General features: G+C 44.6%; 22 protein-coding genes. 7 read left to right on the top strand and 15 right to left on the bottom strand.

What is annotated here, in order from left to right:
- Window positions 1–66 precede the first annotated feature (66 nt).
- The 3 genes from ACVBIL_RS14395 to torR all read left to right on the top strand — a co-directional run bounded on the left by ACVBIL_RS14395 (window position 67) and on the right by torR (window position 2,754).
- Window positions 67–891: an ion transporter gene (locus ACVBIL_RS14395; protein WP_447167660.1), complete on the top strand. Its 825-nt coding sequence runs from the start codon at window positions 67–69 to the stop codon at window positions 889–891.
- 182 nt (window positions 892–1,073) lie between these two features.
- Window positions 1,074–1,811: a TorF family putative porin gene (locus ACVBIL_RS14390; RefSeq protein WP_447167659.1), complete on the top strand. Its 738-nt coding sequence runs from the start codon at window positions 1,074–1,076 to the stop codon at window positions 1,809–1,811.
- Between the two features lie 232 nt (window positions 1,812–2,043).
- Window positions 2,044–2,754 carry a two-component system response regulator TorR gene (gene torR / locus ACVBIL_RS14385; protein WP_447167658.1) on the top strand — a complete coding sequence of 237 codons (711 nt, stop codon included), beginning with the start codon at window positions 2,044–2,046 and terminating at the stop codon, window positions 2,752–2,754.
- Between the two features lie 13 nt (window positions 2,755–2,767).
- On the opposite strand, the gene torT is transcribed toward torR, so the two are convergent.
- Window positions 2,768–3,841 (bottom strand): TMAO reductase system periplasmic protein TorT, encoded by a 1,074-nt coding sequence (torT, locus tag ACVBIL_RS14380; RefSeq protein WP_447167657.1) that lies wholly within the window; start codon window positions 3,839–3,841, stop codon window positions 2,768–2,770.
- A 148-nt stretch (window positions 3,842–3,989) separates the two neighbouring features.
- Here torT and torS point away from each other — a divergent pair, with 148 nt between their 5' ends.
- Window positions 3,990–7,097: a TMAO reductase system sensor histidine kinase/response regulator TorS gene (gene torS, locus ACVBIL_RS14375; protein ID WP_447167656.1), complete on the top strand. Its 3,108-nt coding sequence runs from the start codon at window positions 3,990–3,992 to the stop codon at window positions 7,095–7,097.
- Window positions 7,098–7,249: 152 nt separating this feature from the next.
- Here the strand turns inward: torS and torD are convergent, their stop codons facing one another.
- The 7 genes from torD to ACVBIL_RS14340 form a co-directional block, all read right to left on the bottom strand.
- Entirely contained in the window at window positions 7,250–7,915 is a 666-nt protein-coding gene (gene torD / locus ACVBIL_RS14370) for a molecular chaperone TorD (RefSeq protein ID WP_447167655.1), read from the bottom strand.
- On the bottom strand, window positions 7,912–10,410 hold the full coding sequence (gene torA, locus ACVBIL_RS14365) for a trimethylamine-N-oxide reductase TorA (protein WP_447167654.1): 2,499 nt from the start codon (window positions 10,408–10,410) through the stop codon (window positions 7,912–7,914). Before torA ends, torD begins: the two co-directional genes overlap by 4 nt.
- Window positions 10,411–10,424: 14 nt before the next feature.
- A complete protein-coding gene (gene torC / locus ACVBIL_RS14360; protein WP_447167653.1) occupies window positions 10,425–11,603 on the bottom strand; it encodes a pentaheme c-type cytochrome TorC in 1,179 nt (392 codons plus the stop codon).
- A gap of 41 nt (window positions 11,604–11,644) precedes the next feature.
- Entirely contained in the window at window positions 11,645–11,815 is a 171-nt protein-coding gene (locus ACVBIL_RS14355; protein ID WP_447167652.1) for a periplasmic nitrate reductase, NapE protein, read from the bottom strand.
- A gap of 266 nt (window positions 11,816–12,081) precedes the next feature.
- A complete protein-coding gene (locus tag ACVBIL_RS14350) occupies window positions 12,082–12,459 on the bottom strand; it encodes a DUF2956 domain-containing protein (RefSeq protein WP_447167651.1) in 378 nt (125 codons plus the stop codon).
- A gap of 111 nt (window positions 12,460–12,570) precedes the next feature.
- Window positions 12,571–13,074 carry a YdcF family protein gene (locus tag ACVBIL_RS14345; RefSeq protein WP_447167650.1) on the bottom strand — a complete coding sequence of 168 codons (504 nt, stop codon included), beginning with the start codon at window positions 13,072–13,074 and terminating at the stop codon, window positions 12,571–12,573.
- Between the two features lie 179 nt (window positions 13,075–13,253).
- Window positions 13,254–13,787 carry a dihydrofolate reductase family protein gene (locus ACVBIL_RS14340; protein ID WP_447167649.1) on the bottom strand — a complete coding sequence of 178 codons (534 nt, stop codon included), beginning with the start codon at window positions 13,785–13,787 and terminating at the stop codon, window positions 13,254–13,256.
- Window positions 13,788–13,990: 203 nt separating this feature from the next.
- Between ACVBIL_RS14340 and ACVBIL_RS14335 the strand changes: the two genes are divergently transcribed.
- Window positions 13,991–15,871, top strand: coding sequence for an ABC transporter transmembrane domain-containing protein (locus ACVBIL_RS14335; RefSeq protein ID WP_447167648.1), 1,881 nt, complete (start codon window positions 13,991–13,993; stop codon window positions 15,869–15,871).
- 22 nt (window positions 15,872–15,893) lie between these two features.
- Here ACVBIL_RS14335 and ACVBIL_RS14330 read toward each other — a convergent pair whose 3' ends face one another.
- Window positions 15,894–16,868, bottom strand: a complete 975-nt coding sequence (locus ACVBIL_RS14330) for a DUF4382 domain-containing protein (RefSeq protein WP_447167647.1) — start codon at window positions 16,866–16,868, stop codon at window positions 15,894–15,896.
- 235 nt (window positions 16,869–17,103) lie between these two features.
- On the opposite strand from ACVBIL_RS14330, the gene ACVBIL_RS14325 reads away from it, so the two are divergent.
- The gene (locus ACVBIL_RS14325; RefSeq protein WP_447167646.1) at window positions 17,104–17,616 is read left to right on the top strand and encodes a lipocalin family protein; all 513 of its coding nucleotides are present in this window, start codon (window positions 17,104–17,106) and stop codon (window positions 17,614–17,616) included.
- Window positions 17,617–17,698: 82 nt separating this feature from the next.
- On the opposite strand, the gene ACVBIL_RS14320 is transcribed toward ACVBIL_RS14325, so the two are convergent.
- The 4 genes from ACVBIL_RS14320 to ACVBIL_RS14305 form a co-directional block, all read right to left on the bottom strand.
- Window positions 17,699–19,297: an AMP-binding protein gene (locus tag ACVBIL_RS14320; RefSeq protein WP_447167645.1), complete on the bottom strand. Its 1,599-nt coding sequence runs from the start codon at window positions 19,295–19,297 to the stop codon at window positions 17,699–17,701.
- A gap of 596 nt (window positions 19,298–19,893) precedes the next feature.
- Window positions 19,894–21,315 (bottom strand): cytochrome c oxidase accessory protein CcoG, encoded by a 1,422-nt coding sequence (gene ccoG / locus ACVBIL_RS14315; RefSeq protein WP_447167644.1) that lies wholly within the window; start codon window positions 21,313–21,315, stop codon window positions 19,894–19,896.
- 224 nt (window positions 21,316–21,539) lie between these two features.
- The gene (locus ACVBIL_RS14310; RefSeq protein ID WP_447167643.1) at window positions 21,540–23,000 is read right to left on the bottom strand and encodes a sigma-54 interaction domain-containing protein; all 1,461 of its coding nucleotides are present in this window, start codon (window positions 22,998–23,000) and stop codon (window positions 21,540–21,542) included.
- A gap of 101 nt (window positions 23,001–23,101) precedes the next feature.
- Entirely contained in the window at window positions 23,102–23,644 is a 543-nt protein-coding gene (locus ACVBIL_RS14305; protein WP_447167642.1) for a thioredoxin family protein, read from the bottom strand.
- A 278-nt stretch (window positions 23,645–23,922) separates the two neighbouring features.
- Here ACVBIL_RS14305 and ACVBIL_RS14300 point away from each other — a divergent pair, with 278 nt between their 5' ends.
- Complete coding sequence (locus tag ACVBIL_RS14300) at window positions 23,923–24,537, top strand: LysE family translocator (RefSeq protein WP_447167641.1); 615 nt, start codon at window positions 23,923–23,925, stop codon at window positions 24,535–24,537.
- Between the two features lie 94 nt (window positions 24,538–24,631).
- Here ACVBIL_RS14300 and ACVBIL_RS14295 read toward each other — a convergent pair whose 3' ends face one another.
- Entirely contained in the window at window positions 24,632–24,952 is a 321-nt protein-coding gene (locus ACVBIL_RS14295; protein ID WP_447167640.1) for a DUF3144 domain-containing protein, read from the bottom strand.
- 73 nt (window positions 24,953–25,025) lie between these two features.
- On the bottom strand, window positions 25,026–25,559 hold the full coding sequence (locus tag ACVBIL_RS14290; protein ID WP_447167639.1) for a type II secretion system protein: 534 nt from the start codon (window positions 25,557–25,559) through the stop codon (window positions 25,026–25,028).
- Between the last annotated feature and the right edge of the window lie 17 nt (window positions 25,560–25,576).

Below are 25,576 nucleotides of genomic sequence, written 5' to 3'. Positions count from 1 at the left end.
GACTCGCGTGGTATTAGCCTGCGCGGTCTAAAGCTTTTTTACTTCCATTTTGAATAGGAGCACGGCGTGCTTGCAAATGTTTCAGGCTTACAGTCAACACTAAAGAAAATTGATAATAGTAAGTTTTTCCAAGGTTTTATCATCTTTGTCATTGTCGTTTCGGCGTTGTCGATTGGCGCGCATACCTATCATTTGCCGAGTTGGATGGAAAATAGTCTGGTAGTACTCGATATTGGTATTACAGTATTTTTCGCGGTAGAGATTGTTATTCGCTTTTTAGCCAGTGACGGTCCTAAGCGCTTTTTTAGTAACGGCTGGAATGTTTTTGATACTATCATTGTGATTGGTAGCCTTATTCCTGCTGGTGGCTCTGCTATTTTGATCGCCCGTTTACTGCGTATTTTTAGAGTGCTACGTCTGGTTTCAATGATCCCAGAGCTACGGATGTTGGTTAATGCACTACTTAAAGCTATCCCCCGAATGGGCTATATCGCTTTACTCATGTTTGTGATTTTCTATATATACGGCGCGACTGGCAGCATGTTCTTCGCCCATATCAATGATTTTCTGTGGGGCGATGTGTCGGTTGCTATGCTAACGTTATTTCGTATTTCGACGTTCGAGTCATGGACATCGATAATGTACGAGACGATGGCGGTATATCCACTGAGTTGGATCTATTATTTAAGTTTTATCTTTTTAACGGCGTTCGTATTTTTAAATATGATGGTGGGTGCTGTGCTAGATGTCATGACCCAAGAAACTGCGGCGATGCGCGGTGAAGAAGAGTCTCAAGATCCAATGGATAAGCCTGCGAGTGTTGCCGACGTGGCAGAGCTTAAGGTGCAGATTGAGGAGCTAAAAGGGTTACTACTGAAAAAAGCGAGCTAAACTGAGCCGGGTTTAATTGCATTGGCATATTCATATTTTTTCACAATGTTGGTTTTTTAGTTCATATCTACTCTCAAAGTTGTTAATAATTTGAGAGTAAGATGCGCTTCAAGCTCAGATTGAAAATCTTAGATTAGCGTCTTGGATTAATACTTAGAAAGAAAACAATGGGGATGATGATTATGAAATTTACACATGCAATTATGCTTGGCAGCCTTGCAATGGCGGGTATGGGATCCGCTGTCGCGGCTGACGACAACGAACTGTTTGGTGGTCAAATTAGCGGTAATGTTAAGTTTGCGACTGACTATGTATTTCGTGGTGAGTCAGAGACCATGGATGGCGAAGTGCCTGTTGTTCAAGGTACGTTAGGTTGGGGCAACGACGACGGCTGGTATACAGGTGTATTTGCGTCAAACATCAAATTTGCCGATCCAAATCTTGAAATTGTGACAGCCCCTTATATTGGTAAAGCAGGCGCATTTGGTGATAGCGGTTTTACTTATGACGTAATGGTATTTTCATATCTTTATCCGGGTGCATCATATTCAAACTATACCGAATTATGGGTGCGTGTTGCTAAGCAATTTGGTCAGGCTAATGTGCAGCTTGAAGTCACCCCAACATTAGACGATTGGTTTGGTGTTGATGGCTGGCAGGGCGTTAACTACGCCGTTCATCCAAGCTATGATTTCAATAATGGGGTTAAGCTATCAGGTTCATTTGGTTACCAAGATCTTGATGGTGAAGGCGCAGAGGGCTGGACTCACTGGAACTTAGGTGTTGAAGCTAACTATGTCGGCCTTACATTCGATCTTAGATACCACGGCAGCTCAGTTGACGACAGCCACTTAGTTTACGGCACGCAAACTGAAATCTTCGATGACCGTGTGGTATTCGGCGTAAGCAAAAGTTTCTAAGTATGTTGTTGTTTTAATCAATTAATCATCACTAAATGAAAGCCAACTTGGAATAAGTTGGCTTTTTTGTGCTTATCACTTTGTGGCGATTTGCTATAACGGCCTCAACGGCTCGCTTTACGCGCTGATTTGTGTGTATTATGTGCCGCGTTTAATAGCAATCACATCTTTATTGCGATTGGTATAAGTAGACACTTTTATAGATAAGAGCGGTTTAAGGTTGAGGTGATATATGGGCTACCGAGTACTGGTTGTCGATGATGAAGCGGTTATCAGAGCTAGGTTAAAAGGCTATTTTGAGAAAGAGGGCTATGAAGTGCTCGAAGCTCAAGATGGGGACCAGATGTGGTATGAATTTGGTCGTCAACATATCGATTTGGTTATGCTTGATATTAACTTACCCGGTGTTGATGGTTTGAGCCTTGCGCGTGAGCTGCGTAGTAAGAGCCATGTGGGCATTATTTTGGTTACCGGCCGCGATGAAACCATTGATAAAATTGTTGGTCTAGAGATGGGCGCAGACGATTACGTTACCAAACCGTTTGAGTTACGAGAGCTGCTTGTGCGAGTGAAGAACCTGCTTTGGCGCATGTCTTTAGTCAAGAAAGCGATTGCTGAGAGCGCTGAGCATGTTGATCCTAATGACAATATCATCGCTTTTAATGATTACATTCTAGAGCTTAATAGTCGTCAATTGACCCATAATGACGAGCAAATCAAGCTGACAAAAGCTGAGTTTGAGTTACTTACCGCCTTTTCACTGCATCCTCAGCAGGTGTTATCGCGCGAGCGTTTAATGCTACAAACCAGTCACAGAGATCAAGATGTCAACGACAGAACCATAGATGTGATCATCCGTCGACTGCGCAATAAGTTATCCGCGGATCTGTTTGTCACCGTGCACGGCGAAGGCTATCTTTTTGCTGCCAAGGTTAAAGACTAGCACTCTAAAGCTGCTAGTCGTCATTAACCCGATAAATCGGATAGTAATCCGCGGGTGGCAGGCCGGTCTCAAGTACATCTTTACTGATATGCCCAGAATAGAGAGTTTGGATCTTAGGGCCTATATCGCCAAACGGTTTTGCGCCTTGAAGTTCTCTTACTGTGATATCAATGGCCAGCTTGCCTTGCAATACCACTTGGTCGTCATTACTAAACTCCACTTTTCCACGATAAATACCCCGTAATACGGCAGGTGATAAATAGCTGCTAATGAGCTTCACCTTATCGCTAAGTTTGTACTGGCGTAATATGCTTACTCCAGCTTCAATGGCGACCGCACTGCCTAAAATGTAATCTGGGGTTTGCTCACTGAGCAGCACTTCGAGTTCGTCGCGATACAAGTTGCGATTATTATCGGCATGATGCACGGCGCTAATGCTAACTGAGCTGTCTTTAAGTGCCGCTGACAGGCCTTGTTCGACAAGATCGCTACCGCCCAATTTATCAGGACCCGTTAACAACGCAAGGCTAACCGGTTTTTTAGCTTGTAGCTCGACTTGCTGTTTAATATAGTCGCCAGCAAGGTAGCCCATCTGATACCAGTTTACGCCGATACGTGTATTGATCTTTTCATGGTGGAGCCGGTTAACGAGTGCAATCACAGGTTTGTTAATCGGCGCCTGATAAAGATCTAAAATATCTGGGCGTACGCCGCCGAGTAAAATGGCATTAAAGCTATGCTTCATGCAGTAGTCAATTTGGCTTAATTGCTTGTCTACGGCGTAATAACCACCGGCTTCAAAGAGCTCGAGCTTAATCTGTAACTGTTTAGCCTGTTGCACTAACCCATAGTTAATCCCTGTCCAGTAGGTATCCTTTAAATGGGGAACTAAGGCGCATATACGCCACGTTTGCAGGCTTGAACTAAGTGGTGAGAGTTGGATAGCTGTCGTTTGCTGCTGTATGTGCTCGAAGGGCGTTCTTTGTTCTAGTGACCAAGGTAAAGGGGTTTCTGCCGCGTTAACAACTGAGCTTAATAAGCATAAGCCTACCAAGGCGAATAAACGCAGTTGCAGAGTTTTTACCATGGTTAACGTCCCTATGAATTGATTAAATAGTTAATGCAATTGGTATAGTATTGTACCAGCTTAACAGATAACCGTGAGTGTATTGTTTTTGCCAAAATCCCCGTTGCCTAGATTGTCTTTATCAAGAAAAAGCCTAACTGGACGCCTTATGTTGGCTTTTGGTTTGCTGGCTTTATTGTTGCTGCTTTTAGTTAGCCTTGGCAGTATCAGCTTGCGCTGGGTTCAAGAAGCAGATAAATACTTATATAACAGAGCATTGCCTGCATCTGAGGCGGCGAGTCAGCTTGCCATATCGAGCAATGCTCTTGCTGAAAATGCTAAGCAACTAGGCCAGACGCAGGATGAATCTCAACGTCAGTTTGTGGGGCGAAAGTTATCGATTGAAAGTGCGACCATGGTTGGTGCGATAACTATCCTCAAGGCGCTTGAGGTCAATTTCGACTTAAGCCTTGAGCAAAGCGCGTCTGAGATTATTGTTGATATCTCAAAGTTGGGCGAGCAGGTTGGCCTGCGTATTCAGGTGGGTCATAGCCTTAGGGTACAAGGCAAAGATCTGGTCAAAGCGGCAAATAAAAGTACAGAGCTATTGCTCGCTGAACTGGCTATTGTGGATTCAGGTATTTTGTCTAAATTGAGTTTGGCCTATCCCGATGCCGTAGGCGCTGATAAAACGGCGCAGTTACTCGATACCTTAATTGAGCAAGATCTTGATACCCAAGAGCGGCTTAATCGCGCGCTAAAGATAGTCAATAACATTGCGCTGATGGGACAGATGTTTCAGTCTCCAGAACTCGAGTCGGGTATTTATAGCTTACTTGGCAATATTAGCCGCCGCGCAGCGCCCGTTGTGCGAGACTTGTCATTTCAAAATCGTATACCGCAGCAATTGCCTGCAAAGCCTCGTAATAACGAGCAACATAGGCTAGATAAAGCTGTTGGCGATATTGAGATCCGCTACCTTGCATCTCTAACGAGCCTCACCAAGATCATACGTGACCCGAACCGAGCGGAAACGTTAGCAAAGCAGTTTGTTATATTGCAAAAGTTGCCGCTAAGTCTCGGTTTACAAAAAGAATATGCCCAATACAATCGGACTGAAGAGCTACAGCTTCAGAGCATTACCGACAAGCTAGATATACTCAATGAGGTGGTGGCTAATGCGATGCAGTTGCAGCGCTTAGAAGCTGACAATGCTAGACGCGAGTATTTAAAGCAGCTTACTTGGTCAAAGATAGGTTTGTGGGTGACTGGGCTATTGATGTTTCTGGTGATTTTTGTGGTGGTCTACAAGGTGATCTATAAAGGGATTGCTTTGAAGTTAGATGCCGCAACGAAGGCGCTGGCACAACTCAGCCTAGGTAATACCGCGGTAACTATTGATACCCAAGGTGATGATGAGCTTGCGGCGATGGCAAGTGCGATTAAAGCGTTTAAGCAGAAAACCGATCATAATCAAAAGCTACAAGCTGAACTGCGTGATACCGCCGCTGAGCTGTTTGAGCATAAACAAGCGCTAGAGGCTAAGGTTGAGGCGAGAACGCTTGAGCTTGCTGAAGCCAATATTCAGCTGGATAAAGAGTCTAAAGGCCATGTGTTGGCCCGAGATATGGCTGAACAAGCAAACCAAGCAAAATCACTTTTCTTAGCGACCATGAGCCACGAGATCCGCACGCCGCTCAACGGTTTACTTGGTACCTTAACCTTGCTGGGACATTCTCATCTACCACCAGTGCAGCAGCAGATGTTAGCGCTATCGCAGTACAGTGGCACCTTACTGCAAACAGTATTGAATGACATCCTGGACTTTTCTCGTTTAGAGCAGCGAAAGCTCGCCAATGAGCCGCGAGCGGTCGATATTAACGAGCTACTCGATCAAGTCGTTGCGATCATGCTTGCTGGTGCCGGACTTGCGGGATTAACCCTTAGCTCTAACCATGCAAATCTACCCCAATGGGTCTATATCGATGGCCCTAAACTACGACAGGTATTGCTCAATCTATTAGGCAATGCAATTAAGTTCACTCCTCAAGGAATGATTGAGCTCACGGTCGAAGTGAAAGGCCGTCAGTTGCTCTTTAAAGTACAAGATACTGGCGTAGGCATAGATCCGAAGGCGATGAAAAAGCTCTTCAAAGCCTACAGTAATGAGCCGGGTAAAGGCCGAGATAGAGGTACAGGGCTTGGACTTGCGATTAGTAAGCAGTTAGTCGAGTTGATGAATAGTCACGCCGATGCTGAAGCTGCGCCAAGTGGTGTATGGGTAACAAGTGAGCCCGGTAAAGGAAGCTGCTTTGGCTTTTCATTGCCATTAATTGTTTGTGAGTGTCCGAGTGTTAAGTTAACTCAGCAGGTAAGCCGTAGCGCTCCTAAGCATGTGCTGGTGATTGAAGATAACAAGATTAATGCCATGGTGGCGCAAGGTTTCTTGGCGCACCTTGGACATACATCAGAGCTGGCCAACAGTTGTGAGGCGGCTAAAATGCGTTATAACATCGATACCGCGTTGGAGTTTGATGCCATTATGCTTGATATTCAGCTGGGAGATGGCTCGGGGGTAGAGTTACTGGCACAGTTGCAGCAAGTGAATCAACAAGCTGGGCATACATTGGATATCGCGGCTTTTACTGCGCAGGTGCAAGCTGATGATATGGAGAACTACCAAGCCAAAGGTTTTAACATAGTCTTAATGAAACCGCTCGATATGCAAGCCCTATCAAGCTGGCTAGGAGATGCAGAGCCTTCGGCTGCTCTGAATCTTGCGCCTTCATCTAGCTTGAATCTAGCGCCTTCATTTAAATTGGATGCAGAATCTATATCCGAGCCGGAAAAAAACTCTTTAGCAGGAAAAAAGGCGAGCGTTTTAGGTCGTGAACAAGAGTCAAACCCGTCTATGGCGGCTGAATCGATAGGCAAGCCAAATGTGGCCCTACTCGATGAATCTCAACTTAGCCAAGACCTCACTTATTTAGGGTTGGATACTGTGGTAGAGCTTGCACAAATTTATCAGCAAACCAGCCTGGTGCATTTTGAAAGCTTACTTAAGGCCGATGCCGATATAGGCCATATTCTGCATGCACTAAAAGGCAGTAGTGCCAATATGGGCTTAGGGGCATTATCAGCTCAGTGTAAGGCGTTGGAAAAACTAGGATTGAATCAAACTCAATATCAAGCAGCAGAGCAGCATACATTACACGCATTGTGGCTCGAGTCCTTGGCTGCACTCGATGCTTGGATTGCACAGAAAAGTACTGAATGACCACAGCTATAATGTGTTTGGTATAAGTAGCCTGAACTCGGGTTAATTAATAAATAAGGTGTTAAATCTTATCTCTTCAATAAGAAACAGGCATAAAAAAGCGTGAGATGAACCCCGTTCACTCACGCTTTTTCAATTTAGCAATGTGTTGATTAGCCTAGTTCAGAAGTCAACCATTCCGCATCAGACTTAACCCAAGAATGAGTCAGTCTTGCCAAAGCTTGATAGAAGTTACCGTTATCAACTTCAGTCACTTTAGCCACAAAGTTATTTAACCAGTTAGCTAAGTTTGCTTGAATAAAGCTTAATTGCTCGGCCTCATCACTATGGACACAAAGGTGAGCAACATAAGCCAAGATCACTGCAAGGTGATCCGCAGGCTCTGGAAACTCACTTTGTACTTGCAGTTGACTCTGTTTTAAAAACTGAGTCATCTGCTGATGCTGCTCACCAAAGAGGAGTGGCTCATCGCCTTTTTTAGCTGGCTTACTGTCTAGATACAGGCTGGCATAGGGCGATGCACTGTATTTAGTGCCAATTAAGAACAGGCCGCAATAATCAGCAGCAAGTTCTAGTAGTGCCTTATCGGTGTTAAGCGTAGCAAGCTCTGCAACCAAGGTATTTACATCGGCTTCAAAAGCGCTTTCACTGCCCAGTTGAGCCCAGAAATTCTGCGCTTGTTCACTGGTTAAATCATGCAGTGTTTTATGATCAATTTCTTTAGCGAACAATGACGAAAGTAATTGATAAATCGTGCTTCTAACCTGATTAACGGGGTTAACCGCTACGGATTCTGTGTTTACAGCATCTGTACTCATAGTGCTATCTCAACCGGACCGCTGAATGAACTGACTGCCGGTACTTTACCTTGATACTTTTCGTAGTCAACAAGGCAAGTATAGGCCGAACAAGCTTGTGCAAGCTTAGAGGTACCGATATCTAGCGTTAGGGTATTTGGATCGCCATAACTATCTAGCGCGCCAATTTCAGCCCCGCCCTCTTTGCTACCGTCTTTACCAACAGGACCATACCAAGCACCCTCTTGAATACGGATAACGCCCTCAGGGAATTTATCCGATACGACGGCGCCGGCGATTAACTGGCCACGGTCGTTAAACACACGCACAATATCGCCAGACTTAATGCCGCGTTGCTTGGCATCTTCTGGGTTTAAGTACACAGGCTCACGCCCTTGTACTGTGTATGTTTCACGGTACTCTGTCGACTCACACATTTGTGAATGCAAGCGTTTGTCCGGGTGGCAAGACTGCAACCAAATAGGGTGCTTCTTAGAGCCTGGACCACCATGACTACGCTCTACTTTTTCCATCCAAGTTGGGTGGCCTGGGCAGTCATCATATTTGTAGTTAGCAATCTTACGGCTGAAGATCTCAATTAAACCAGATGGTGTACCTAGTGGATTGATCTCAGGGTCGTCTCTAAATGCTTGATGACGCACCCAAGGCTTACCTTCACCAAAGTACACGTAGCCGGCTTTCCAGAACTCATCAAATGATGGCATTTCAAACTTACCTTCATTCGATGCTTTACAATCGTTGTAAAGCATCTCTAGCCACTGATGCTCGTTCATACCGCGAGTGTATTCTTGCGCTTTGCCTTCGCCTAATAGTGCAGCAAATCGAGTGAATATCTCGAAATCTGACAAACTTTCGTATAACGGCTCGACCATTTTCTGCATAGCAAGCAGACCACGGTTAGCATAAGAGCCGTAGACATCGATATCGTTGCGTTCAAACGTGGTACAAGCAGGTAACACGATATCAGAGAAGCGACAAGCCGCTGTCCAGTTCATGTCGATAGACACAATGCACTCAAGCTTGTAAAAAGCTTCCTTCATGCGGTTACGGTCTTGGTGGTGGTTCCATGGGTTATTACCAGAGAACACCATCATTTTAATGTCAGGGTAGGTGACCTTAGAACCGTTTGCGTCAATGGTTTTGCCTGGCTCAAGGATTGAATCAATCCAACGTGCAACAGGAATAACACTGCTTGCACCTTTAAAATCAGTACTATCAAAAAGTTGCTTTTGCCCATCATCAAGATTACGTGGGAATGCACCTGGCGCTGCGGCACCAGAAGATGGAATACCAATCCCTGAGTAATGGTGGCCATAGCTAATACCGCCACCTGGTAAGCCTATTTGGCCAATCATGGTAGCAAGTACGGCTGACATCCAGTATGGCTGCTCACCATGTTGCTGACGCTGAACACACCAGCCCATCAAAATTTGGGTACGAGCTTTAGTCATGACTTTTGCAAGGTCACGGATAATCTCTGGTGAAACGCCACAAATTTTTGATGCCCATTCAGGTGTTTTTTCAACACCATCAGTTTGACCTTTTAGATAAGGTAAGAATCTGTCAAAACCTAGGCTATAGCCTTCGATAAACTCATTATCATGCAGATTCTTCTCTACCATTTCATGAGCAATACCTAGCATAAGTGGCACGTCGGTTTGCGGATTTATGTATAGATGCTCACACCCCAGGTATTTCTGTGTTTTGCTAACGACAGGGTCGATACTGATAACACGAATCTCGCCTTTAGCGACCTTCTCTTTTAATTGAGCAAGGTAAGCATAAGATTCATGGGTTTCAGCGTTCCAACCTACCTGTAGGTTTTTGTATGGATCGTTTGACCACAAAATGATGGTCTTAGAGTGCTCAAGGATCAATGACCATGAGGTACCTTGAGCATACACTTCGGTTGAGCCTAAGACGTAAGGCAAAATGGTTTGCCCTGCACCGGTTGAGTAGTCACCGACTTTCTTAACAAAATTACCGTGCATGGCAACAGCGCGCTGCATGTGGCTAGTACATGAGTGCAACTGACCCGTTGCACGCCAACCAGTTTGCCCCGCGTGCAGGCCAGATGGGCCATATTTTGTTTGAATTAGATCGAGTGAGTCTTTAAACAAACCCAGTGCTTTGTCCCAGGTCACACGAACAAAGCGGAAATCACCACGTTGTTTGGTGTCGCTTTGGTGACCTTTTAATAAAAAGTCTAAGCGAACCATAGGGTAGCGAATGCGCGATTCGTTATAAACTAAGCCTTTAATGCCGTTGATCATATCGGTTGGATACATATCGGTATCGAAAGGAATAACCTCAGAGATCACGCCATTTTTGCGCTTCATCTTGAACGCACCCATGTGCGAACCTGTGGTCAACCAGCCGTCAGAGGCATCGGCACCAGACGCTGCTAACGCATTGAGAGGCGCAAGTACTGATGATCCGCTAAGTACGACATAAGATGTTCCTACTAAGCCTTTTAGAAAGTCTCTTCTGTTCATTGCATTATGTCCTATTAATGAGCCGACTTATCGAAAGTTGATGAATGCTCTTGTAAATATTTCTGCACCAAAGCTTGTGTATCTTGATCCATATTGACGAATGCAATCATGCCTTGGAACATACCAGGCCAAGTGTTCGCGTCAAAGTGAGCCGGTGCTGGCTGAGTGTGACATACACTACAGCTTGTATCGTATGTGCTTCGAGCATAATCCCATAGCGGCTGTAGGTCGGTTAGCAAGTAGTCGGTATCGGTCCAGATGTCCGCTTCTACACGTTGCCAAATTAGGCCCGTCATAGGGTCTTCTTTCTCTTCGAATGTCTTAATCACACCTTCTTCTAACGCAGCATCTTTAGTGAGCTGGGCTGAAAGGATATTTAAGCCAAAGTCGTAGTAGATCACGCGGCCAGCTCCGATTTTCTTTCTCCAGCCATCGATACCAATCTTGGCGCGACTACCTTTAACCTCTAAGATTTTCACCTTAGTCGCAATGTTCAATGTACCCGCTTCAACATCAGTTTTGTCATTGAAGAATAATGGTTTAGTTAGTGCGGCAAAGTAAGTTTGGCCTACTTGTAAACCACTTACACCACGACCCACTTCAGCAATCAACTCAGGTGCGCGAGCTGTACCCATATTAGGTAGTGTGTGGGCGATGCCTTTGTGGCAGTCGACACAGCTTTGGTCTGTCTCAGCAGCACGTTTCATCTGCTTTTGGGCAAGCTTAGACATGGTGTCCCACTTCATAGAGTCGTACTGGTGACAGTTTTTACACGCTGCAGACTTATCACGATCGAATCGCTTCCACTCACGGCTTGCCATTTCAAGGCGCTTAGCTTCGAATTTTTCAGGGGTGTTAACGGTGTTAAACAACCAACCATATACATCGTGAGAGGCTTCCATCTTCCGCGCAATTTTACGGCTCCACTCATGAGGGACGTGGCAATCTGGGCAGGTTGCACGCACGCCAGAATGGTTAGAATAGTGGACCGTCTTTTTCAGCTCTTGGTATGGCATGCTTTCCATACTGTGGCAGCTGATACAAAACTCTTCGGTGTTAGTCGCTTCGAGTGCAGTGTTAAAGCCGCCCCAAAAGATAATCCCCATTAGGAAAGCAGCAATACTTACAGAGCCTAATGTTAGGTATTTAGCGGGTTTAGTTAGTGTGCGCCAGATGTTAAGTAACCATCTCATAACGGCATCCTCTTAATAAGATTTAAAATAAATTGTTGAAATTAGTGAGATGGAACGCCTGTAAGTGTCAGCATTAGCCAGACTATTAAGCCGTACGTGCTAACAAATGCAACGCTCAGCGCAGGGAATAGAATAAAGATAATAAAGCCCACTGCTTTTAGCTCATCTTTTTTGCTGCTAACGTGTTCTTTTTGGGGAGATTGCTCAGTCATGACTGTGTGCTCCAGCTAATCCATATTTTTTGATTGTCTAAGTATAGTTATAGATTGTGAATAGCGATGGGTGGATCAATGAACGGGATAAGACAACTTATGACAAATTATGAACAGAGAGCCCAGCAAGCCTTTCTATAAGTATAAAGTTAGTTTAGTAACAGCTAAACAATAGCTTGTAAGAAGGTGTTAAACAATGGGGCCGTATAGAAATAGCACTAATGGCTAATATTAGTGCTGCTTCTAGAGGTGAGCTTTAGGGGGGATTATTGATTAGCTAATATTAAATAGGCGATAAAACCTACCCAGCTTAAGGTCAGTAGTCCCCATGGAAGATAAGGACTCGCGGTGCGGTCTTCTATGTTGCTGTGGTCTTGATTTGCATAATTGGCTTCACGGGCTTTAACTCTGACTTCTTGTTTACGCGCTTTATCACGTTCTCTGGCTTTGCCTTTTTGCAATTTTTTATATTCAGCAATGCCTTTTTCGATACCTTGAGCAATCAGTTTCGTTTGCTCTTTGTTTTGCCCTGGTTTTTGGGTCGATTTTGCCACTTGCAGCGCCTCTTTCTTGCTTTCGTCTGAGATCACTTGCTTAGAAGGGGCTGATTTTGACTTAACCGTTTTAGGTGTAGAAGATGCCATAAAATAGATGAATGCCTAGCTAAGAATACACGCACTATATCAGCTCAATGGCTAGATGTGCAGTGCGCTTGTGCGAGTTTAAGTTATCTCAGCTTGCGATGACGTGTTTTGTCATAGCTTAGTGTTCGGAGCCAGATTGTCTCTCTCTCTGTCCATCACAGATAACTCATGTTGCATAAGTTGTTGTAACTTACTCTCAGAGACAGGCGTTTTTGCTGCTACATAGCTAAAGCTTAAATTGGGGAATAGGCTATTAAAAATAAGCTTGGCGCGGGGTAGGTGAAACGTTGATGTGACTAAACAGAGCTCACTAAATTGCTGCTGCTCAATGATCGGTTTCGCTAAGGTGGCATCTTCAAAGGTGAAGCGGCTTAGCACGATATCGGTAAAGGCTGTTTGGGGGACGCCGTGTTTGATTAAGTAGCGTTGGCAATATAGGGCATGGGGCGTCGAGGTTTGATTAAAGTGTTCACCAAATCCGCCTGTGAGTAACAGTCTACTATCCGGTCGCAGTTGATACGCCTCTAGTGCCGCTTGGCAACGAGAGACGGCAATCTCTGACAAGTTACCTTGATTATCATTTGGCGAGCCCAAAACGATGATGACGCGATTCATTATTACGCTCGTCGTTGATGAGGTTATCTTTGTCTTACGAAACTGTTTAGTACAAAGCAGTTTTGCATTAGGTCATCAATCCAGTATCCAGCTTTTAACAGGTTTAATCTTAGGCGTGATGCTGCTTAGCGAAACAACAATATACCAGCAAGCCATTATTACGCTCGTCTTTGATGAGGTTATCTTTGTCTTACGAAGCTGTTTTGCACTAGGCAATCGATTAAACGCTCGGCTTTAACATGCGTAAATTTAAGTGGCGATGCAAGTTCACCAAAGAGTGGAATGCCGCCGCCAAGTAGCACTGGAATGGTGGTGATAATCAGCTCATCAATTAAGTCTTCTTGTAAGAAGCCTTGAATGGTCTTACCGCCATCGATATAGAGATTGCTGTAGCCTTGAACATTTAGCTGATTCACGACTTGTTTGAGCGGACCATTTACTAAAAAAACCTTACCTGCCAACGCTTCTGGTAATTCAGTTAGCGTATTACTGAGAACAAAAACAGGTTTAGTGTACGGCCAGTCAATGCCAAAATTGAGCACGATTTCTAAAGTATTACGCCCCATTACCAGTGCATCAATGCGGGCCATAAAGTCACTAAAACCAAGATCTGAACCATCTGGATTAGGGATGTCGTGTAGCCAATCGACCTTACTGTCTTTGTCGGCAATAAAACCATCAAGGCTAGTCGCGATATAAACAATATTTGCCATAGTAAACTCTAAGTAAGGGCCAGCTGTTAATGTTTGGCTGTTAACTGTATTGGGGAGATGTAGAGTGTACTTGAAGTGTTTAAAAAAGCGAATCATAGGACTCTTCAAAGTATTCTGATACAAATAAACATAGCCCGCCTTTGCGCGGGGTTTGTTATTCTGCTGTTGTTTTCATTTTAACCTGAGCGGTTAAGGATATTGCATTGAATCAAAACGCTTCTACTGTTGCCAAAGACAAGCCGTACTCATCGACTGCTAATGGTGCTAAATCACATGTTAGCCAGCGCGCGGTATTACCTTGGATCGGTGCTTTTTTAAAGCCTTACCGCACTAAAGTCATCACTGCGATTATCTTCTTGTTTATTGGCTCTCTTGCTTGGTTGTCGCTTGGTCAAGGCGTGCGCTTGATGGTTGACGAGGGTTTCTTAAAGGAAAATAGCTCGCGCTTAAACGAAATTATCTTGTTGGTGATCGGCATTACCGCACTCAGTAGTAGCGCGATTTTTTGTCGCTTTTACTTGATGACTTGGCTGGGCGAGCGCGTCAGCGCCGATATTCGCTTAAAGGTGTATGACCACTTATTAAAATTGTCGCCGGGCTTTTACGCCAAATTGCGCACCGGTGAAGTGATCTCGCGCTTTACCGCTGACTCAACTTTGCTGCAGTCGGTTGTTGGCTCCAGCCTTTCAATGGCGCTTCGTGCCAGCGTTACCGTGATTGGTGGCATCGTAATGATGGCCATTACTAGCCTGAAAATGACAGGACTAGTGCTATTAGCCGTGCCACTGGTGCTGGGACCTATCTTCTTTTTTGGCCGCAAGGTACGTGACTTATCACGTAAGAGCCAAGATAAAGTCGGTGACTTGGGCGCTTATGTGGATGAAACACTGCACGAGATCCATACCGTGCAGGCCTATTCACACGAAGATCAAGACAGAGCTTTGTTTAATCATCGAGTTGAAGCGGTAATGGACGCCGCCAATGGACGCATTAAGTACCGCTCAATATTAATCTCGTTAGTGATGTTTTTAAGTATTTTAGCTATCGCGTTAGTGACCTGGGTTGGTGCCCACGATGTGATGAGCGGGGCGATTAGTGCCGGTGAATTGTCGGCCTTTATGTTTTATGCGGTCATGGTTGCAGGTTCGGTGGCCACTATTAGTGAAGTGATAGGTGAAATCCAGCGCGCAGCGGGCGCCACCGAGCGCTTAATTGAGTTGGTTGAAACCCCAATCGATATTCCAGTGATTGAAAATCCACTTACGCTGCTAACACCTGTGCGCGGCGAACTACAACTTAACGATGTGCGCTTTAGTTATAGCAACATGAGCGATAACAGTCCCGCAGCGGATAGCGCAGATGTGAACCACCTTGAGCCTGCCGTCGATAACAGCGAAGTCATTCGTGGCATTAATATTCACATCAAACCCGGTGAGCGCATTGCCTTAGTGGGCGCAAGCGGCGCCGGTAAAAGTACCCTGTTTGAACTACTGCAGCGCTTTTATGTACTCAATAGAGGCTCTATTGAGTTAGATGGCGTCGATATCGCTAAACTCACGCCGCAACACTTACGTCAGCAATATGCATTAGTGCCGCAAGAGTCGGTGATTTTTGCCACTAGCGTGTTAGAGAACGTGCGTTATGGCCGATTAGAAGCCAGTGAAGACGAGGTGGTACAAGCCTGTATTGCCGCCAAAGCTGATGAATTTATTAGCGAGTTTTCTGATGGTTATCACACCTATTTAGGTGAACGCGGCGTAAGGCTATCGGGTGGGCAAAAGCAGCGAATAGCCATTGCACGCGCAATTTTAGCCGATAGGCCTATCTTATTACTCGATGAGGCCACTAGCGCCCTCGATGCGATTAGCGAGCATAAAGTCAAGCAAGCGCTTGATAGTTTGATGGTGGGCAAAACCACCTTAATTATCGCGCACCGCCTCGCAACAGTCATCAATGTTGACCGTATATTAGTGTTAGATAAGGGGCTGGTCGTAGCAAGCGGTACTCACCAACAACTGATGCAAAGTAGCGAGCTATATCGTGAATTTGCCAGTCTACAGTTGCTGACCGACGAGGGTGGATAAGCTATTTCAGGGGCGGGCGTGTTTATCCATGTCCGCCATGCCCACCATGTCCATTACCACATTGGTGGTTAGTTTGCTGACCGCCATCAACAATGCTCACTAAACCTGCCTCTGTAAATAGACTAAATTGTCCCTGATTTATATCATCTGTGGCGGGATTATCTAGATGTGCTAAACAGCTGTAGCCAATACGATAATCGCCAGCTGGGAGGTATCCCGCAGAGAAAGACCAATTTCCCTGATGATCTTGATGAATAGGGCTGACTGCAAATGGGGGGTGCCTATTATCTGAACGGATAGGACTGATATCTGCCATCTGCTCTAGTTCGTTAACATCGGAGAAATACAGGTAAGCCATATGAGTGAACTGGCTTCCGAGAGGAGCTTTATCCATATGTTTAGTCTCGCAATCGGCAATCCATTGAGGGTCGACCTCTCCTATAAGGTGTCCCATATCTCTGTTATCAATAGAGTAAATCCCTCGATGGTCTAGGTGATATTCACCAGAGGTTAAATGCATAGATTGGTACAGATTGACCTCCATGGTTATCGACATTACTTGGTTGGGCTCAATCACAAAGTCATGCAGAGGCAAACGATTTTCTTCTATGTTTAGAGAGTGTCGTCCACTACTGTTCTCGATACTACAGCCAGAGCTATCGGCTTTATCGGCTAAGATAAAATGAACATCTTTGTAATGACCAGCGGCAATAGATAGGCCATCGACAACCAGATGACTTTCCATCCCTTGATAGTTGAGTAAGTCGAGATGGTGATTGTTTAGATTGTATTGATGTTGCTTCCCCCAAGAATCTGTCATAACCAGCTTATTGAGCACGAGTTCGACTTTATCAATATGTGCCATAGGTGCATCTGAAATGGCGACATTGAGTGTACCTAGTAAGGGGTCTTCTTGAGGCGATGAGGAGTCAGAACCTCCGCAACCTAATACAAGTAGTGATATGGCAGTAACGGGCAGAGTAAATAGGATACGCATGGCGATCACCTTATTCTTACAATATGCATTTATATTAATAGTGTTGTCTGTTTTTTGTTCGCATGTGTTGATCTGACTCAAGGCTAAGCCTCTTAATTTCTCTTTTGTGAGAGAGCGGGAAATCTTAAAGGAATAACTTGGATAATGCCGATCTCTTTGTTAGGTGAGCATAAGATGAGGTGATCTTTGCTTGTATTTCAAACGTAAATGAAGGGGGAGATGCTGGGGTAGCGCTATGAAAAAATTAATTTTGCTCTGTTCTTTCTTGCTTAGTGGCTGCACGAGTTTGCCAAGTGGTATTGAAGCGGTAACGCAATTTGAGCTACCGCGCTACTTAGGCACCTGGTATGAAATTGCGCGGCTTGATCACAGCTTTGAGCGTGGGCTCAGTCAGGTTACGGCGACTTACTCGATGAAGCAAGATGGCGGCGTTAAAGTGAAGAATCGCGGTTATTCAGAAACCGAGCAAAGCTGGGATGAGGCTGAAGGCAAAGCTTATTTTGTGGATAGACCGGATATTGGTCATTTAAAAGTGTCTTTCTTTGGACCTTTCTATGGCGCTTATGTGGTGTATGAATTAGAGGCTAAAAACTATCAATACGCTTTTATCACTAGCTATAATCGTGATTACCTATGGTTTTTATCGCGCACCCCGACAGTTGATCAAGCACTTAAACAGCAGTTTATTGAGCAAGCTAAAAAGCTCGGTTTTGCCACTGAACAGATAATTTGGGTCGAGCAAAGTTAGACTTATTCAGTCCAATTAGAAATGTTAACAATTAAAAAGGAGCCATTGGATCCTTTTTAATTGGCGATAGCAGTAAAGAGAGTTACTTGCGTAACTCGCGCCTCAGGATTTTACCGACGGTCGATTTTGGCAGGGCGGCAACAAACTCAATAATCTTCGGCACCTTATAAGCGGTAAGTTGCTCGCGGCAATAAGCTTCGATATCCGCTTTAGTGACTTCAATATCGCTATCAGGTTCGTTGAGTACAATAACCGCTTTTACAGCTTCACCACTGTGCTCACTGCTTACACCAATTACGGCGCACTCTAAAATAGCATCGTGATTAGAAAGCACGTCTTCGACCTCATTAGGGTATACATTGAAGCCGGAGACGTTAATCATGTCTTTCTTGCGATCGACTATTTTATGAAAGCCATCCTCAGTGGCTATCGCGATATCACCGGTTTTAAAGTAGCCGTCGCTGGTCATCACTTTGTGGGTTTCTGCTGGATTATTCCAATAACCTAGCATGACTTGTGGTCCAAAGACCGCCAGCTCACCCGTCTTACCAATAGCGACCTCGTTGTCGTCCATATCCAAGATTTTTACTTGAGTTGCAATCACAGGTTTACCTATGGTGCCAAGCTGCTCAAGCCCTGGTGAGTTAAGAGAGACCACCGGGGAAGTTTCTGATAAGCCATAACCTTCTGAAATTGTGCAGCCTGTGGTTTGCTGCCAAATCGAAGCCGCAGCTTGAGTCAGCGCGGTTCCACCAGAAATTGTCACTTTTAAGTGGCTAAAATCAAGCGCTTGAAATGAGGGTTGATGACACAAGCCAACAAACAGGGTGTTGAGTCCGGCAAAACCAGTAAATGGATACGCTGATAGGGTAGAGATTAACCCAGCAATATCACGCGGGTTTGGGATAAGCACCGAGCAGCCACCGCGCTCATAATAGAGTACAAGATTCACCATAAACGCGTAAATGTGGTACACAGGCAGCGGCGCCACAAAAACCTCTTCGCCCTCAACAATCTTGCTACCAAGGCGTGACTTAATCTGCATCGCATTGGCAATCAAGTTACGGTGTGTCAGCATCGCTCCCTTCGATAAACCTGTGGTACCGCCTGTGTATTGCAGCGCGGCAATTTGATCATGCACGCTGATCACGGGAACATAGGTCAGTGTTTCGCCTTTGGTCAACACATCACAAAAAGGTACTGTGGCAAACGGTACCTCAGGTTGTGGCTGCGGCGCAATTAAGTCCATGGCATGGGTCGAAATAACCGTTTCAATCTCAGTGCTAGCAATCACTTCGGTTAAGGTCGGTAATAGGTCTGACAGCACCACTAAAGCCTTAGCACCCGAGTCGTTAAACTGATGGATTAGCTCACGCTGAGTATATAAAGGATTCGTATTAACCAGCACTAGGCCCGCTTTAATCGCGCCATAAGCGGCGATAACAAATTGGGTGATATTTGGCAGTTGGATTGCGATTCTATCGCCCTGAACTAGGTTCGTTTCTTGTTGTAGGTACGCCGCAAATTGACGTGAATATCGATTAATCTCGTTGAAAGAGGTTTCTTTTCCTAAGCATGAATAAGCCGCTTTATCACCATAACGGGCACTGGCAAGTTCAATCAAATCGATGAGTGATGCGTAGCGTGAGAGGTCTAGTGTTGGATCTGAATCGTAAGCCATTGAAATACCCTTTAACTGTTATGTTTATGGTGTTTGTTATTATGCTTATAAAAATCAAACAGGCGTTTAGATTAGTGTGGATGATGGTCTAAGGTCAATGGTTGAAACGCAAACAGTTGCAATAAATTACTTTATTTAATTTCAGTGCTCGACGTATGTATCATTATGTATACCTTAGAGTTTTAACTCTAAATGTTGCAAGCGAACTCTAGGTTATAAGAAAGGTTCTGCCTTTTGGAAAGTTAATGCTGTGATGGATAATGGCAATAAGCCGCTTTAGTGGGGCGGGCTTATGTCTGCCTATGAAGTCGTACCATTGAGTCGATGCCTATCGACTTGTAAAGCGAGGGTTTTACTCTAAACGTAAAGTGAGCGCAATAGCGGGTAAGCAGAGAGGGTAAATAAAAGATGATATAAACTGCCACGGAAAACAGAAAATAACGGGTTTGTGCTTTGTTTATATGTGTTTACTTTTCCTATAGGACAAAGTCCGTTCTAGAAGCGCTGCGCTCTCGAAGCGTAGCGCCCTAGAACTTAAAACCAAGAACTTAAAACCTAGAACTTAAAACCAAGAGCTTAAAACCAAGAGCTTAAGCTTAAAGCGGCGCGAAGAAGCTCGATTGCTGTGATGCTTGGCCGTGGTTGTGCTGCTCAGCTACGGTAAATGTAATGTCGTTTCGACTGCTTGTTAGCTTAGCGGGTTCGGCAATAACCGTAACGGGATAATCGAGTTGCTCACCAGGTTTGATTTTTAAATTAGTGTCACCGATTAAGCGATAGCCGTTATTACCTGAAACATAAATGCGGTAGAGCCGCGCCTGCTGCGTCTTATTACGGATTTTAAGAGTAAAGCTATTCTCGACTTTATCGTCGAGTGTTTCACGGTAAAGAGTTTGCCTGTCACGTAGTACATTAAGCTCAATGTTATTGCGGCTATAAATATCCATTGCAATGACTGTGAGCATAATAATGGCGGCAATCCCGTAACCTATAAATTTGTACGACTCATAAAACGGCTCAGGTTTACCTGCAATCGCGTTTTCACTGCTGTAACTAATGAGGTTAGTTTGATAACCAAACTTAGCCATCGTCTGGTTACAAGCATCAACGCAGGCACCACAGTTAATGCATTCGTACTGCAAGCCGTTACGAATATCGATACCTGTTGGGCACACCTCTACACATAAGTTACAGTCTACGCAGTCACCTAATGAGCTAGTCTCATGACGCTTACGAGGGCCGCGGTCTTCACCTCGAGCGGCATTGTAAGTCACTGTTTTAGTATTGGCGTCGAACATCACTGATTGAAAACGCGAGTAAGGGCAGCAATGCAAACACATCTGTTCGCGCATCCAGCCTGCATTTAAATAGGTACAAATGCCAAAGAACCACACCCAAGTGGTGACCCAAAAGCTGGCATTAAAACTAAAAATATCAACATAGAGTTCGCGAGCTGGTACAAAGTAAGCAATGAAACCGCAACCAGTAAGCAGGGCTATAGCAGCCCAAACCAGGTGTTTTAAAGCGCGTTTTTTCAGCTTGTCAGCATTCCATGTTGCTTTGTCTAAGGCGGCGCGTTTATTGCGATTGCCTTCAATGCGAGTTTCGACCCAGACATACATAAAGGTCCACGCTGTTTGTGGGCACAAATAACCGCACCAAATTCGCCCCCAAAAAACGGTGATGAAAAACAGTAAAAAAGCGGCGGCAATAAATACCCAAGCCAGAATGGTAAAATCCTGTGGCCAAAGGGTGGTGCCAAAAAAGATAAACTGCTGCTCATTAAGATCAAACAAAATAGCCTGACGACCGTTATAAGAGATAAATGGCAGCAGGAAAAACAGCGCAACTAACAGGCTATTCATACTGGTGCGAACTCGCTGGAAGTAACCTTTCTGCTCTCGAATATGGATTTTACTGTTGGCACTGGTACTCGTGATGATTTTGACCGGGATCCGTTGCTTTGTCGCAAACGTATCTGTGCTATCTACAGGGTTATTAGCATTATTATTTAGCATTCAACTTCTCTACTAGGCGCGTTCGTTGTTCATCCGCGCACTTTTTATTAACGGGTTCTTGCAAGAGATATAGCAAACATTAGGCCAATCTGCATTTTGGTTTAATCATTGATTTTAAAGGTAAAACTGATTTACCGATAAAGAGCGTGACGCGATATATCGCGAGTTGGTGATATATCGTGTCTCATTGGCTGCAAATGGATTTGTAAGGGGGGGGACGGCAGTTAAATTGGTCGAATAATAGCAAGTTTATTCATTCTCGAACGTAAGGTGCTCGGCGGAAGCCCTAGTATTGCTGCTGCGCCACTGGCCCCAGAGATCCGCCATTGGGTTTGCTTGAGTACATTCATAATGTGCTGTCTTTCAACGTGCTGCAGTGTTTGGTTAGTCGCTATTGCAGCCGATACTGACGCTGGCTCAAGTATGGTTGGCAGTGTAGCTAGCTCAAGTATGGTGCCGTTAGACAAGATCATCTCGCGTTCCAGTACATTTTGCAGCTCGCGTACGTTACCGGGCCAATCATGCAGCATCAATTTTTGCATGCCTTTTTGGCTAACGTGGCGGACTTTTTTACCGAGTTTACGGTTTAAATCCTCAATTAAATGGTTCACTAATTCAGGGATATCGCTTAAACGCTGCCTGAGAGGTGGTACAACAATTGGAAATACATTTAAACGATAATACAGATCCATACGAAACAAGCCTTGCTCTACTCGCTTCAATAAATCGTGGTGTGTTGCCGTGATTAGGCGGATATCAACCTTAATGGTTTGGCTACTGCCGACGCGTTCAAATTCTTGCTCTTGAATAACCCTTAGCAGTTTTGATTGCGCTTCTAGGCTAAGTTCTGCGATTTCATCTAAGAACAAGGTTCCCTGATGGGCGAGTTCAAAGCGGCCTTTTCGACGGCTGGTGGCGCCGGTATAGGCGCCTTTTTCGTGACCAAATAGCTCGCTTTCTAACAGTGCAGTTGAAAAAGCGGCGCAGTTAACACTGATAAGTGGTTTGTCGGCGCGGTTACTTAAGCGGTGCAAGTTACGCGCTACCAACTCTTTACCTGTGCCATTTTCTCCGCTAATCAATACCGTACTTTCAGTATTAGAGACTAACTTAATCTGTTGAATAAGTTCATTAATTGGCTGGCTGCTACCAGAGATCTCGACATCACCAGTACGATCGGCAAGCTCTAACTGTAGATATTGATTCTCGAAAGATAGCTTTTCAGACAGGGCTTGTACTTGCTCTAAAGCTTGACGTAAAGAGCGTTCAGTTTGCTTTTGAATGCTAATGTCACGAAATATCGCGACTACGCCAATCAGCTTTCCGTCCTTGTATACCGGGGTTGAGCTGTAGTGCACCGGAAAGCTGCTGCCATCTTTACGCCAAAATACCTCGTGAGATATTTCACGAGCGGTTCCATCAATGAGAGTGTTATAAATTGGGCAATCATCTTTGTGATAATGGCTACCATCGCTGTGGCTATGGTGATGACAATCATGGATATTTCTACCCAACAATTCATGCGACTTCCAGCCGGTCATTTGCTCAGCAGCAGGATTAATAAATACTGCGTTACCGTCTAAATCAAAACCATAAATACCTTCACTGACCGCGTTTAGGATCAGTTGATTTTCTGGAAGAAAGTCGTCGTGATTATTGTTGTCTTGGAGATTGATGGCAGACATATAGGGCTTAACGAGTCAATATTAGATAAATGGAGTATATCAGAAATAAAACAGGTCACGATATCGCGTGACCTGTTTTTAAGGGAAAGGGGAATTCTGGTTTAGCCTTTGGCTTTTTGGAGTCCTTGCAGTACCGACTCCATGGTGAGCTGAGTGGGCAATATCACGCCGTTAGGTGCGCCAGGGCCATAGACTTTATTATACGGCGTGCCGCCACGTCCTTGTGTTTGCATGTAGTTCTCGACCACAACATTGGGCTCGGTCCAGTCACCCTGCATAAGAATAATCTTATTGTCAGATAAGGCATTCACGATTTTCTCTCTATGGGTAACGCCTATTTTATTGGCGTAGCAGATATTGCACCAGTCGGCAGTGATATCCACAAACACGGTATAACCATCGTCGACAAGTGGTTGAATTTGCGCAGGGGTTAGGGTCTGCCAGTTGAGCTTCTTATAAGCGTCATAGTCTTCGCCATAATTGAGGAAGCCAAACACAGCCCCAACGCACATCGCCATAAATCCCATCACCACTATCACGCCGTTAGGAATGACTCGGCCCTTAATTTTTAGTGTAATGAGCGATGCGATAACGATACAAATTAGCGTGAAAAAAATCAGAATAGAAACAGAGATGCTGGTCATTAATACTCCGTGAAATTAGCTTAATAACGGTTCGACTGACATGAGCCGGATCGTGTTTAAAAGAGATAAAGTAAGACATATTGCATGAGTTTGATGAAAATTACCTGAGTAAGACAGATATTTATTGGCATAACCTTAGTCAAGCACAAGCGGCTTTGTTGCTGTTGATGCTGTATATTGTGGCGATTAAAGCCCTTACTCAACGATGACGAGTACTTTTGATGAGTACTTTTATGAGTAATAAATAAGATAAATGATAAAAATAATAGAGGAAAAAGATGACTGTTAGCACTTGGCTAGGCTTATTAGCAATTTGCTGTTTGGGCGCAATGTCACCGGGGCCGAGCTTAGCGATGGTGGTTAGGCATACCTTAGGCGGCGGCAGAGACAAAGGTATTGTCTGCGCTTGGGCACATTCTATCGGCATCGGTGTCTATGCGTTAGTGACCTTATTAGGTTTAGCAGTCGTACTTAAACAAGCGCCTATGGTGTTTAATGGCATTGCAATTCTTGGCGCGCTTTATTTAGCGTATATGGGCGTTCAGGCACTGCGCTCAAAAGGTGGTATGTCAGAAAAGCTTGCAGCCGGTCAGTCGACAGATGCCCTCACCGCGGCGCGAGATGGACTGGCTATTTCGCTATTTAACCCTAAAATTATGCTGTTTTTTTTAGCGTTATTTAGTCAGTTTGTGATGGTGGCTGATAGCATGACGGGCAAAGCGCTCATCGTATTAACGCCGTTGGTCGTCGATGGTTTGTGGTATACCTTTATCGCATTGTTGTTGTCTCACTCGGCAGTGCTACCTAAGTTAAGAGAAAAAGCTGCGTTGATTGATAAGCTGTCTGGTGTCGTGCTTATTTTATTGGCGGTACGTGTGCTGGTGACGATATAAACAGCTCCGGCATAAATACAAAAACGCCATCAAATTGATGGCGTTTTTTGGTTTAGCGTTTCATACACTAGTCACTAATTCTCATTAGCATAGCTTAAGAGTTAAATACCTGTACGGCATCATCTTTAGCTGGTTCAGGCTCACGCGATTGCACTGGGTTCTTGATATGGTCTTCAAGATTGTCCTTTAGCATGGCCTTGTATTCATCTGTAAACCATTCAAGAGCATTGTCTTTTTCTGCAGCAAGATCTGATGACTTTAATGAGGCTTCAAATGCGTTGAAGCGCGATGCAGCGAAACGCATAGCTGTGCCGACTTTACCGACATCTTGCTCTTTACCTGCAAGTTCGTTTGCCAATGCAATGAATTGATCGGCTAGTTCAAAAATTGTGGTTTCTTTTTTAGCTTCTGACATCTTGCTTTTGCTCTTGTTTACTTAGGATAGGACTCGATTCTAACTTAAATTAGCCGTTAATAAATCATTGTTATTAACTATTGGGATCTGAATCGGTAATAACGCTGCCGTTGCGGGAGTCATAATAGATAGACATGGTTTGATCTGGAAGGTAGAAAAAACGGCATTGGTCAGGGTTAATGTAAGTTGCCAAATACTCAGCATCTGCAGTATTTGTATTACTCGAAACTACTGGCGCATCTTGTAATACAGTGCGCCATACCGACATGCAGTCTGCAACGTTATTGAGCCTTGAGCTTGACTCAAATGGCGGATAGTTCTGCGCCGGAAAGCCCCACTGGTTGATATCGAGCTGGCCATTACTGCCATCACCAAAGACTTGCAGATTATCTACTGGCCCAGTCGCTCCTTTTGATACCCACTTGACATTGGCTAGGCTAATGCCCCCTTTAAAGGAGCCTCCAGTGGCTTTTACAGTAGCAATTTCAGCATCTTGCTTTAGATTAATAAATTTAGGCACGGCGATAACAGCTAAGATCGCTAAAACGATGATAACGACAACCATCTCAATGAGAGTAAAGCCAGAAGGTGTTGTGCTTCTAATCATGAACTAATCCGTTATTC

Source organism: Shewanella sp. 125m-7 (assembly GCF_052977045.1).
The sequence above is the reverse complement of the archived record's forward strand: the minus strand, read 5'-3'. Positions and strand labels throughout refer to the sequence as shown.